Source organism: Buchnera aphidicola (Uroleucon sonchi) (genome assembly GCF_011035165.1).
Taxonomy (GTDB): domain Bacteria; phylum Pseudomonadota; class Gammaproteobacteria; order Enterobacterales; family Enterobacteriaceae; genus Buchnera; species Buchnera aphidicola_BE.
The window spans coordinates 47,001-60,350 of record NZ_CP047588.1; the positions used below are offsets into that span (position 1 = coordinate 47,001).

Consider the following 13,350-nt stretch of genomic DNA (forward strand, 5'->3'; position numbering starts at 1 on the left):
ATGTTTAGAACCTTAAACTGATAATTAATGCTATCAAATGCAGTATTATATTATCTGCACACCACAATAAAAAAGAAATAAGAATTGCTACAGAAATAATAATTAAAGTAGTATATAAAGTCTCTTTATATGTAGGCCATATAATTTTTTTCATTTCTTGTTTCGACATAATAATCAATGATAATATATGTTTTCCTTTTTTTGTATATAAAAAAATTCCTCCTGCACATAAGGCTAAAAATAATATAATAAATACACGAATTAATAATTGTATTTTATAAAAATAGTATTTTATAAAAAATAATAATAATAAAAAAAATGATATAGATAACCATTTTATTTTTTCTAAAACTTTAGATTTTTTTTGATTATGGTTGTTTTTATTCATGCATACTCCTGAAAATTCTAAAAGAATAGTAGAAAAAATATTTTTTTTATATATGTGAGTAAATATTTATCTTGTTAAGATTACTAAGAAAATAAATTATTTTTTATAAATAGATTGATGGATTATGAAATAAATTAAAAATTTATTCACAAAAAAGTATCAGGTGAGATTGATGATAAATGATTTGAAAATAATTTAAAGTAAAATCAATAAGATACCAAATGATTTCTAGCAATGCTGATACCCAGGATTGAACTGGGGACCTCACCCTTACCAAGGGTGTGCTCTACCTACTGAGCCATATCAGCAATTTTATTTTTATTTTTTTAGCGGTCAGCGGGAATTGAACCCGCATCATCAGCTTGGAAGGCTGAGGTAATAGCCATTATACGATGTCCGCATATTTAGTTATAACTTTTTATTTTGGTGGGAGAAGGATTCGAACCTTCGAAGTCTATGACGGCAGATTTACAGTCTGCTCCCTTTAGCCGCTCGGGAATCCCACCTGAAAATGATTATTATTATTTATAAATTAATATATTTATTGCCGGCTACCGGAATTGAACTGGTGACCTACTGATTACAAGTCAGTTGCTCTACCTGCTGAGCTAAGCCGGCTAAGATTAATATTATTTTATTATTTCTTGAATATTAATTTTAAAAAATTATTTTTTATTAAATGATATTATATAATTTTTCAATTGTATTGCAAGTTTTTTATCGTAAATAATTATTGTATATTTAATTGTTATATTTTATTTTAAAATTTCTGATGATTTTATTTTCCCTACAGGTCCAATAAAATCTATTTCTGGCTCTAATGCAATGTTAAATTTCTTTAAAATGCATGAATATATTATTCTAGCTAATTGTATGATATCTTGTGGAGTAGCATTATTTTTATTAATTAATATAAGTTTTTGTTTTTGATAAATAGTTGCATCTCCAATTTGAATATTATTGAATTGATATTTTTCAATTAACCAACCTGCAGAAATTTTTATTAAACCATTTTTTTCAAGAAAATATGGTATCTTTCGATAGAATGGCACAAGTGTTTGTAATTTTTTCTTTGTAATGATAGGATTTTTGAAAAAACTACCAGCATTACCAGTTTTTTTTGGATCAGGTAGTTTATTTTTACGTATTTTACATATTATATTAAATATTTGATGTCCATTAACATGTTTAGTTTGAATATAATTTTTAATTGAAGATAATATAATAGGTTTCCAGTTTTTTAAGATTTTTATTCCAACTTTAATAATTGCATATTCATGATTATATTTATGTTTAAAAATACTGTTTCTATAAGAAAATAGACAAAATCTATTATATATTTTCATTTTAGATCTATTTTTTAAGGATATTATCTCAACATACTGACAGATATCTTTAAATTCTAAACCATATGCTCCAATATTTTGGATGGCTGCAGATCCTATACAACCAGGAATTAAAGCTAAATTTTCTAACCCAAAGATACCTAAATTTACAGTTAATTTTACTAAATGATGCCATTTTTCTCCTGAGTTTACATGTAATAACCATGAATCATCTTGTTCGACGATTTTAATTCCTTTAATACGATTAAAAATTACTACTCCTTTATAATTTTTTAAGAATAATATATTACTCGCTTCTCCTAAAATTATATAAGGTATATTATATAATTTACATTTTTTTGATATTGCAATTAATTGTGCAATTGTTTTTACAAAAACAATTTTTTTTGCTGTGATATCGATTGCAAAGGTATTTAAATTTTTTAATGATTGATTACAAGAATATTTATTTTTATACATAGTATCTATAATAATGATATGATGAAATTAATAAACATATATTTTAAATTTGAAACAATTTTTATATAAAATAAATGGAATTTAAAAATGAATATATTATCTGAATATTATCAAGATATAATTAATCAAAAAACAGAAAATATCAAGAATAGTATACATTGTTCTTTTGAATTTTTCCCTCCTAAAAATATCACTTTAGAAGAAAATTTATGGTCTGTTATTCGTAAGATTGTTAAATTAAAACCAAAATTTTTTTCCGTTACTTATGGAGCTAATAATGGAGAATGTCAAAAAACATACAATATCGTAAAAAAAATACGTGAAAAAACAGGAATCATTACTGCAGCTCATTTAACTTGTGTTAATTCTACACCGGGTAAATTAAAATCCATAGCAGAAAAATATTGGAATAATGGGATTAAAAATATTATTGCACTTAGAGGAGATGCAATAAAAAAAAATTATAAACATACCATGTATGCTTCAGATCTAGTAATATTATTAAAAAAAATCGCTGATTTTGATATTTCTGTAGCAGCTTATCCAGAATTACATCCAGAATCACAAAACTCTAAAGAAGATATTATAAATTTGAAAAAAAAAATTGATTTAGGTGCTAATAGAGCTATTACTCAGTTTTTCTTTAATATAGATTTTTATTTAAAGTTTCGTGATAACTGTATAAAAAATGGAATTACAGTTGAGATTATACCTGGTATTTTACCAATCTATAATTTTATACAATTACAGCGTTTTTTAAAAATGACTAATGTTCAAATACCTAAATGGATGTTTGAAATATTCAATGGATTAGAAAACGATATATTTACACAAAAAATTATAGGAGCGAGTATAGCAATAGATATGGTAAAAAAATTATCTTCCGAGGGAATAAAAAATTTTCATTTTTACACTTTAAATCAATCAGATATTACTTATTCTATTTGTCGTATTTTAGGTTTATAAATTTTTATAAATTATTTTACAATTATGTTTGATAATTTTAAAAGTATTATTAAAATATTTAATAACAAGATTTTGTTATTTGTATATGAAAAGTTTTGATAAAATATATAAGTTATTTAATTTATATAAATTTTTTTATTAATATTATTTAATAGAAATAAATTTATAAGTCAATATATAATAAAATGATTTATTATCGTTTTTATTGTTTATTTTTTACAAGTATTTATAATAGTTTAATAGTAGAATATATAATCATTATATCATGAATATTTTTATTTATAAATTAATAGCATATTTTTTTTATTTTGTTTATATAATTTCATGTATATACATTATATATTCAGTGATATAGAATTTTTTTATTTTTTTATATATTTTAGAAAATGTTACGTAAAGCATTTAATAGTTATTTTTTGGATATGTTTGTTAAAAAGTATAATATATTAAAATATTATTCTACTATGTTTAAAAAAATATTTTTATATTTTTCGATATAATAAGATTTCCTTAAACTGCAATATTACTGCATATAAAAAAATAATTATTTTTTTATAAATTATAATATATGTTTTTAAAAGGTTATTGTTTTTTATTTTTATAGATATTTAATGTATATATAAATCATTTAAAATTATTCTTACTTACATTAATGTAGTCTTAAATATATCATCATTAAAATATTATATAAAATTCACTTAAAACAACGTTATTTAGTTAATTTTGATCGACTCATAGTAATTTTCATATTTTGAGAATTTAATAAATTACAAAAGCATAAGATATTATCTTTATAATATATAGTTCATATTTTTTATAAGCAATGGATTGGTTCTTAGATTATAAATATTTTTATTAATAATATTTTTTTTGTTTAAAAATCGTAACAATATATTTTTATTTAACAATTTAGTGATTTAATTTCAAAAAGTTTTATGAAAATTTAGAATTTATATCTTCAATCAACGCAATAGTATTATATATCATATAATTAATATTATAATGTTTGTTTTAATAATTACTGTTAATATTTTATTTTTGAATAAAAATAATACAATATTTAATAAAATAATATTTTCTAAAATCTTAATTTTCTGATTTTGTGTTATTACCAATTATTAATAAATATTTTAATAAATATATATAACATTTTTCATTAATATTAATGAAATATAGTATTTATTAAAATTATCATTATGTTATTTATTTAATACCATTAATAGTTATTTTATTTGAATATATTTTTAAATGAAATATGTAAATACTTAAAATGTATATTTTAAAAAACAAGATAATTGTATTACTGAATTATATTCAGTATTAATGTTTTTAATAGATATAAATTTTGACTATTAAAACATATTTTTTAATTAATCATTTTATAGTGTCAATATTATATAACAAAATAATAATTGATTTTATACTGTATAAGTTATAACTAATTATTTTTTTAATAAAATTATTATTCTTTCATAAAGAAAATAAATAAAATATTTAATGATTTCATAAAAATAAACATCGATTAAGAAATATTTTTATTATCAATTATCTTGATAATTATATATAAATTGGTAATTTAGAAAAATATTGAACTATTAATATTACTACTTATAGTATCAATTTTTCAATTTATATTGTTTATAAATTTGTTTTTAAGTAGATGTAGATGAGTATAAATATATGAAAAAAAGCACATGTAACAAGGTAGTTTTAGCATATTCTGGAGGTTTAGATACTTCAGCTATTATTCCATGGCTTAAAGAAAATTATAATTTTGAAGTAATTGCTTTTGTAGCTGATATAGGACAATCTAGAAAAGATTTAGATGAAATTAATAAGAAATCAATCAATTCTGGTGCATCTAGTTGTTATATTGTTGATTTAAAAGAAGAATTTATAGAAGATTATGTTTATCCTATTTTAAAAACTGGAGCTTTATATGAAGGTAGTTATTTGCTAGGAACAGCACTGGCTCGTCCTATTATTGCAAAAAAACAAGTAGAATTAGCATTAAACATTAACGCAAATGCATTATGTCATGGTGCTACAGGAAAAGGCAATGATCAAGTACGTTTTGAAATGACATATGCAGCATTAGCTCCTCATTTAAATGTAATAGCGCCATGGAGAGAATGGAATCTTGATTCTAGAGAATCATTAATACAATATTTATATGAAAAAAAAATTCCTACTACTGCGACAGTTGAAAAAATTTATAGTAAAGATGAAAATGTATGGCATATTTCTACCGAAGGAGGATTGCTTGAAAATCCTTGGAATAGATCTAATCAAGATTGCTGGAGTTGGACAATAGATCCTGAAGATGCTCCAAATACACCTGAATATGTTTCATTAATTTTACAATCTGGATGTGTTATATCAGTAAATAATATCAATTTAAAACCTTTAAAATGCGTTGAAATGCTTAATATATTAGGGTCTCGGCATGGAATTGGAAGAATAGATATTGTTGAAAATAGATTGATTGGAATGAAATCGAGGGGGTGTTATGAAACACCAGGAGGAACAATAATTATGACAGCTATTAAATCGATTGAGCAATTAGTTTTAGATCGTGAAAGCTTTCAATGGAAAGAAAAAATAGCATTAGAAATGTCTTCTGTAGTATATGATGGACGCTGGTTTACTCCAATACGTGAATCTCTACAAGCAGCTGCAAATTCATTATCACAAAAAATTACCGGAGAAGTGATTTTAAAATTATTCAAAGGCTCTGTGACAGCTATTCAAAAAAAATCTCCTTATTCATTATATTCTGAAGAATATGCAACTTTTGGAAAGGATCAAGTTTATAAACAATCTGATGCAGATGGTTTTATTCGTTTATTTTCTTTATCTTCTAGAATACGTGCACAGAATAAATGTTAATAAGTCAATAAAAAATAGAAAATATTTATTTATTCAATTTTTAATTTTATTTATATTTATAACTTTTATAGAGAAAATATATGACATTATGGGGTGGAAGATTTATTGATAAATCAGATAAATTGTTTAAAAAATTTAATACCTCTTTATCATTTGATTATATTTTAGCGGAAGAAGATATAACTGCTTCAATTTCTTGGTCAAAAATTTTACTGAAGAGTAATATTATTAATAAAAAAGAACAAATTAAAATTGAACATGCTCTTATTGAGTTACTACAAGAAATTAAAAATAATAGTAAGAATATTCTTTTAAGTAATTGTGAAGATATTCACAGTTGGGTAGAAGAAAAATTAATTGATAAAATTGGAGAATTAGGTAAAAAATTGCATACTGGTCGTAGTCGCAATGACCAAATTACAACTGATTTAAAATTATGGTGCAAGAAAATTATTCACATTTTATTAAATAATATTATTAAGCTACAAAAAAGATTAATTATTTTAGCTGAATCTAATAAACATGTTATCATGCCAGGATATACGCATTTACAAAGAGCACAGCCAATCACTTTTTCTTATTGGTGTTTAGCTTATATAGAAATGTTAACACGAGATTTTAGTCGTTTAGAAGATGTTTTAAAAAGGTTAAATACTAGCCCTCTTGGTTCAGGAGCTCTGTCTGGTACGGCATGGAAAATTGATCGTGAAGTACTTGCTTTATCTCTAGGATTTAATTCGGCAACAAATAATGCTCTAGACAGTGTTTCTGATCGTGATTATGTAATTGAATTATTATCTTCTGCCTCTATAAGTATGATGCATTTATCAAGATTGTCTGAAGATATTATTTTTTTTAATTCAGGTGAAGCTAATTTTATTGAATTATCTGATGCAATTACATCTGGTTCATCATTAATGCCTCAAAAGAAAAATCCAGATGCATTAGAACTTATTCGAGCAAAATGTGGTCGTGTATATGGTTCTTTAGTATCTATTTTAGTTGTATTAAAATCTCTTCCATTATCATATAATAAAGATTTACAAGAAGATAAAGAAGGTTTATTTGATTCTATAAAAACGTGGAATGATTGTTTATGTATGACAATTTTAGTGTTAAAGAATATAAAAATAAAATATGATATATGTCGTCAAGCTGCAGAAGAAGGTTATTCTAATGCAACAGAATTAGCAGATTATTTAGTGAAAAAAGGATTAACTTTTCGTGAAGCTCATCACATCTCTGGCCAAATAGTTTTACACGCAATTAAAGTGCAAAAACCTTTACATGCTTTAAAATTATCTACGTTTCATATTTATAGTAATCTTATTGAAAATGATATATATCAAAACATTACTTTAGAATCTTGCCTAGAAAAAAGAATATCTAAAGGTGGTGTAGCACCACATCAAGTTGATAAAGAAATAATTAAAGTAAAAAAAAGACTATATGTTTTTTAATATATATTTTATATCTAAAAAATACTATTTGTTTACGTTAACTAACTAGCATTTAAACTGTTTAAATGCTTAGTTAATATCAGTGAATAAAATATTAGGAAATATCATTCATGCAAGAACTATTTTTGTTTGTTAGTGAACATATTATACTAGTAAGTATTTGGTTTATTTGTTTAACTATATTGATTTTTTCTTTTACCAAACATATGTTCTTAAAATCTATTATAATTAATAATATTCAAGCTATTCAATTAATAGATAAAAATAAAGCAATTATTATTGATACCCGTACTGATGAAATATTTCAAACAGGTCATATTTTCAATTCTATTAATATTCCATTAAAAAATATTTTTTTAGGAAATTTGAATCAAATAAAAGAATTTAAAAAGTCTCCTATTATTCTTATTATTAACAATTCGTATGAATATAATAAATGTATTAAACATTTTTTAAAATATGGATTTAATAATATTTATATTTTGAAGAATGCTTTAAATGATTGGAATTGCAATCATTTACCCTTATTTATTAATAACATTCATGATAAATAATATTTTAAATAAAAAATTTTATATATCTTGGTATTAAGTAATAATTTTATCCTAAATACTTCCATGTTACTTGCTAAATAAAAGATTTTATTTCTGGAATAGTTATGTTAGATAAAAAAAATCAAAAAGAATTTTTTGAAATTCAACGTATTTATATTAAAGATATTTCTTTTGAAGCTCCTCATACACCGAATATTTTTCATGATCAATGGGAACCAAGTATTAATTTGAATGTAAATAATAAAATACAAGAAATCGAAAAAAATATTTTTGAAATTGTTTTAAAAATTAAAGTTATAGTTAAAATTAAAGACAAATTAACATTTTTATGTGATTTAGATCAAGCGGGTATTTTTTTAATTATGAATATAAATGGAGAAAAATTAAAACATTGTTTACATTCTTATTGTCCAAATATTTTATTTCCTTATGCTCGTGCATGTATTGCTAATTTAATATCTTATGGAAGCTTTCCTCCAATTAATCTTGCTCCTATCAATTTTGATGCTCTGTATGATAATTATATTAAATCAAAAAAATAAATAAAATAAATACATTAAATATTTAATATAAATAATTTAAATATTATTAAAATTTTTATAATATTATTTTAGGAGAAAATAATGTATTTTTTAAAAATATCAAAAATATGGAGAAAAATACTTGATAAAACTGATTTATTGTTAAAAAAAGAACCTATTTTATCAAATTTTTATTATAGTACTATATTGCAACACAATAGCTTAAGTAGCTCTTTAAGCTATATATTAGCCAAGCAATTATCTACATCTATGATTCCTGACAAAACTTTGCAAGATATATTTAATCATGTATACGACGATCATGATTATATGTTGAAATATATAGTCCGAGATATTGAAGCGATTGTAGAGCGCGATCCAGCAGCAAATAATTATTTAACCCCTCTTTTATATTTTAAAGGTTTTCATGCGTTAGAAGCATATAGAATTAGTCATTATTTATGGAATATCAATAAAAAATCATTATCTCAATATTTACAAAATAGAATATCTTTAAAATTTTCAGTAGATATTCATCCAGCTGCATATATTGGGTCCGGTGTAATGCTTGATCATGCACACGGCATTGTGATTGGTGAAAATGTTAGTATAGATGATGATGTTTCAATTTTTCATTCAGTAACTTTAGGTGGTACTGGTAAAGATTTAGGTAAGAATCGACATCCTACCATTCGAAAAGGGGTTATAATTGGAGCAGGTGCAAAGATTTTAGGGAATATTGAAATAGGATTAAAAGCAAAAATAGGAGCAGGTTCAGTTGTTTTAAAAAATGTGCCTTCTTATGTTACTGTAGTTGGTATACCAGCTAAAATTGTTAATGATATAGATAATACAAAGCAATTTTTTCTAGATCAAAAAAACAATCTATCTTATTTAAATACATTTCAATATGGTGATGGAATTTAATAAATATATATAAAATAAAAACTTCTGTTTTTATAAAAAACTATGATCAATATGTTGATATTAATACAGAAGTTTTATTTTATTTTACTTGTTAATATATTATGCTTTAATCATCTAAAAAACTACGTAATACTTCTGATCTACTTGGATGGCGTAGTTTTCTTAACGCCTTAGCTTCTATTTGTCTTATTCTTTCTCTGGTAACATCAAATTGTTTTCCAACTTCTTCTAATGTATGATCAGTATTCATATCAATTCCAAAGCGCATACGTAAAACTTTTGCTTCACGAGCAGTTAAACCTGCTAATACATCATGTGTCGCTGATCTTAAGCTTTCAGATGTGGCAGAATCTAATGGTAATTCTAAAGTTGTATCTTCTATAAAATCTCCTAAATGTGAATCATCATCATCTCCAATTGGAGTCTCCATAGAGATAGGTTCTTTAGCAATTTTTAATACTTTTCTGATTTTATCCTCGGGAATAAGCATTTTTTCAGATAGTTCTTCTGGAGTAGGTTCTCGACCTATTTCTTGTAACATTTGTCTAGAAATACGATTAAGCTTATTAATTGTTTCGATCATATGCACTGGAATACGAATTGTTCGTGCTTGATCTGCAATCGAGCGAGTAATTGCTTGTCGAATCCACCAGGTAGCATAAGTAGAAAATTTATAACCTCGACGATATTCAAACTTATCAACAGCTTTCATTAAACCAATATTTCCTTCTTGTATTAGATCTAAAAATTGTAAACCTCGATTTGTGTATTTTTTTGCAATAGAAATTACTAACCTTAAGTTAGCTTCAACCATTTCTTTTTTTGCGCGTTTAGCTTTTAATTCTCCAATAGACATTCTTTTATTAATATCTTTAACTTGTTCAATTGTTAAACCTGTTTCTTCTTCTATTTCAATTAATTTTTTTATACTACTAAAGACATCTTCTTGAACTTTTTTTAAGTTATTAGACCATGGTTTATTTTTATTTTGTTCTTTTATAAACCAAATATGATTAATTTTTTGAATTGGAAAGATTTTAATAAAATTTTTTTTTGGCATTTTACAAATTTCAACGCATAATTTGATAATAATTCTTTCTTGTTTTCTAACTCTTTCCATCATATTTCGCATATTATTAACTAAATGATCAAATTGTTTTGGAACTAATCGGAATTGTTTAAATATTTCTGATAAGTTATAAATTTCTAACAATGCATCTTGATGTGTTCTATTTTTATTTTTAATTGTTTGATAAGTATTATTATATTGCAGACGTAGTGCAGAAAATTTTTCATTAGCTAATTCTGGATCAATGATATGATCATCTTCATGATGTTCGTGATCGTCTTCATTATTTTGTTCCTCTTCTAATAATACAGAATCTATATGCATAGCAGTAGGAGAAAATATTTCTTCTGCATTTGGATCAACAAACCCTGTTATTATGTCTGATAATCGTATTTGACCAGTTTGTACGCGTTCATATTGATCTAATAAATATGTAATTGCTTCCGGATACTCTGATACTGAACATTGAACTTGATTAATACCTTCTTCAATGCGTTTAGCTATATCAATTTCTCCTTCTCGTGTTAATAATTCAACAGTTCCCATTTCTCTCATATACATTCGAACAGGATCTGTAGTTCGTCCTAATTCTGATTCTACACTAGATAGTACTTGCGTAGCTGCTTCAACTGCATCTTCATCTGTGTCTGTATTAATTTCATTTAAAATTAAATCATCAGCGTCAGGTGCTTCTTCAACTACTGGAATGCCCATATCATTAATCATTTGAATAATATCATTAATTTGTTCCGAATCGATAATATCTTCTGGTAAATGATCATTAACTTCAGAATAAGTTAAATATCCTTGCTCTTTGCCATGTGTGACAAGTAGTTTAAGTTGCGACTGTGGGTTTTGATCCATAATACGATATCCAGATTGTATTAATTGAATAAATATTTATCGACTGATTAGTCAATAATAAATAATAGCATTATTATAAAAATTTTGAAGAAGTTAATAAATGTTTAGATATATTAAATTGATGTTATATTTTTATAAAATTTAATGTTATTTTTTAGATAATGTTTGATTGATAAACCAAATTTCTTTTTTTTCATTAATTGTTAGTCCTTTTATTCTATCTTGAGAAATTAGATATTCTTGTCTTGTTTCAAGAATTTTATTATATATATTTGTTAACAAATCTAAAAACATATTTTGAATTTCTTCTTGAACAATCATATGATCCCATGAAGATAATTTTTTTAAGATATGAATTATTTTTTTATTTCTATATAATTCTAATAATTGACCTGTATTTATATTAGGATAGTTAAGACATGTTTGTAATATTTCTAAAAAAATAGGAAGTCCTTTTAATTTAAAATTTTGCAATTGTATTATTGAAGGAACTATTTTTGATAAACTTGGGTTTTGTATAAGCAATCCTATTAAAGTACGCATTGGGGTATGTTTTATTTGAAAATGTGATCTATATTTTTTTTTTGTTTCTTTTTCATATAAAAATTTTTGAAATTGATGATCATCTAAAATTCCTATCATTCTTGCTAATATTTGGCGTAAATAAATACGTATTGTATCATTAGAGATAGTGTTAATTAATGGTAAAGCACGTGAACTTAAATAAAATTTATCATCACTAGACAATAAATTAATATTTTTTAATATATTTTTAAAAAAAAATTTTGACATAGTTATTGCATTATCAATACGTTTTTGAAATTTTTCTCGACCTTCTTTTCTAATAATAGTATCAGGATCTTCATTATTTGGTAATAAAATAAATTTTAATATTTTTGTTTCTGATATATATGGTAATGATTTTTTTAAAGTTTGCCAGGCTGCATTTTTCCCAGCTTCATCTCCATCATAACAATATATAACTATATTAGTATTTTTAAATAAAATTTGAATATGCTCACTAGTTGTAGCAGTACCTAAAGAAGAAACAACATAATCTATATTATGTTGTGTTAATGTAATAACATCAATAAATCCTTCTACTACTAATAAATATAAAGGTTTAGAGAATTTTTGTTTAACTTGATACAATCCATAAATTTGTTTTCGTTTTTGGAAAATATGAGTTTCAGGAGAATTAAGGTATTTTGGTGGAATATTATTTAGTGAACGTCCTCCAAAACCTATAATTCTACCATGATGATCTTGTATAGGAAATATAATACGTCCTTGAAATCTATCATATTTATAGCGTTTTTCATTTATTGTAATAATATTATTAGTCAATAATTCTTCTTCAAAATTTTTAGTAATTTTAAATTTTTTACAAAAATCATTCCAATGTAAACTAGCAAATCCAATTAAAAAAAAATCAATCATGTATTGACTAATGCCTCTATCAGATAAATATTTTTGTGCTAAATTAGTAACATGCATATTTTCTTGATATAATTTACACATTTGATTCATTAATAAATATAATTTTTGTTTTTTAAAATATAAATTATTTTGAAACTTTTTTTCAAATGGAATTTTTACACCATGCATTAAAGCAAGTTCTTCAATACTTTCGATAAAACTTAAACGTTCATATTGTATTAAAAAATCAATCGCATTACCATGTGCATTGCATCCAAAACAATAATAAAATTGCTTGTCTTCATTCACAGTAAATGATGGAGTTTTATCGTCATGAAAAGGACAATTAGTTTTATAATTTTTACCGTATTTTTTTAAGATTAAACGTTTATCAATTAGATTTACAATATTAGTATGAGATAGTAATTCATTGATGAAATATTTAGGTATTTTCCCAGGCATATATTTTATATGTTATATTTGTTCCG

Annotated in this window: 10 protein-coding genes and 4 tRNA genes; 6 read left to right on the forward strand and 8 right to left on the reverse strand. The window is 23.6% G+C overall.

The genetic code is table 11. The features are described 5' to 3' along the window. Positions 1–4: 4 nt before the first annotated feature. The 6 genes from secE to murB all read right to left on the reverse strand — a co-directional run bounded on the left by secE (position 5) and on the right by murB (position 2,193). Positions 5–388 carry a preprotein translocase subunit SecE gene (gene secE, locus GUU85_RS00195; RefSeq protein ID WP_163118880.1) on the reverse strand — a complete coding sequence of 128 codons (384 nt, stop codon included), beginning with the start codon at positions 386–388 and terminating at the stop codon, positions 5–7. A gap of 235 nt (positions 389–623) precedes the next feature. Then, positions 624–696 (reverse strand) — tRNA-Thr (locus tag GUU85_RS00200). A 20-nt stretch (positions 697–716) separates the two neighbouring features. After that, positions 717–788: transfer RNA gene (locus GUU85_RS00205), tRNA-Gly, on the reverse strand. A 24-nt stretch (positions 789–812) separates the two neighbouring features. After that, positions 813–894 (reverse strand) — tRNA-Tyr (locus GUU85_RS00210). A gap of 39 nt (positions 895–933) precedes the next feature. Then, a tRNA-Thr gene (locus tag GUU85_RS00215) sits at positions 934–1,006 on the reverse strand. Between the two features lie 137 nt (positions 1,007–1,143). Next, positions 1,144–2,193 carry a UDP-N-acetylmuramate dehydrogenase gene (murB, locus tag GUU85_RS00220; RefSeq protein ID WP_163118882.1) on the reverse strand — a complete coding sequence of 350 codons (1,050 nt, stop codon included), beginning with the start codon at positions 2,191–2,193 and terminating at the stop codon, positions 1,144–1,146. Between the two features lie 87 nt (positions 2,194–2,280). On the opposite strand from murB, the gene metF reads away from it, so the two are divergent. From metF to cysE, 6 genes are all read left to right on the forward strand, one after another. Then, complete coding sequence (metF, locus tag GUU85_RS00225; protein WP_163118883.1) at positions 2,281–3,159, forward strand: methylenetetrahydrofolate reductase; 879 nt, start codon at positions 2,281–2,283, stop codon at positions 3,157–3,159. Between the two features lie 1,680 nt (positions 3,160–4,839). Continuing rightward, positions 4,840–6,048 (forward strand): argininosuccinate synthase, encoded by a 1,209-nt coding sequence (locus tag GUU85_RS00230; RefSeq protein WP_163118885.1) that lies wholly within the window; start codon positions 4,840–4,842, stop codon positions 6,046–6,048. Between the two features lie 80 nt (positions 6,049–6,128). Then, entirely contained in the window at positions 6,129–7,508 is a 1,380-nt protein-coding gene (gene argH / locus GUU85_RS00235; RefSeq protein WP_163118887.1) for an argininosuccinate lyase, read from the forward strand. Positions 7,509–7,618: 110 nt separating this feature from the next. Next, positions 7,619–8,062, forward strand: a complete 444-nt coding sequence (locus GUU85_RS00240) for a rhodanese-like domain-containing protein (protein ID WP_163118889.1) — start codon at positions 7,619–7,621, stop codon at positions 8,060–8,062. A 104-nt stretch (positions 8,063–8,166) separates the two neighbouring features. Beyond that, entirely contained in the window at positions 8,167–8,604 is a 438-nt protein-coding gene (gene secB, locus GUU85_RS00245) for a protein-export chaperone SecB (RefSeq protein WP_163118891.1), read from the forward strand. A gap of 81 nt (positions 8,605–8,685) precedes the next feature. After that, positions 8,686–9,510 carry a serine O-acetyltransferase gene (gene cysE / locus GUU85_RS00250; RefSeq protein ID WP_163118893.1) on the forward strand — a complete coding sequence of 275 codons (825 nt, stop codon included), beginning with the start codon at positions 8,686–8,688 and terminating at the stop codon, positions 9,508–9,510. A 106-nt stretch (positions 9,511–9,616) separates the two neighbouring features. Here the strand turns inward: cysE and rpoD are convergent, their stop codons facing one another. Further along, positions 9,617–11,443, reverse strand: coding sequence for an RNA polymerase sigma factor RpoD (gene rpoD / locus GUU85_RS00255; RefSeq protein WP_163118895.1), 1,827 nt, complete (start codon positions 11,441–11,443; stop codon positions 9,617–9,619). 147 nt (positions 11,444–11,590) lie between these two features. After that, on the reverse strand, positions 11,591–13,324 hold the full coding sequence (gene dnaG, locus GUU85_RS00260; protein WP_163118897.1) for a DNA primase: 1,734 nt from the start codon (positions 13,322–13,324) through the stop codon (positions 11,591–11,593). Positions 13,325–13,350: the final 26 nt, after the last annotated feature.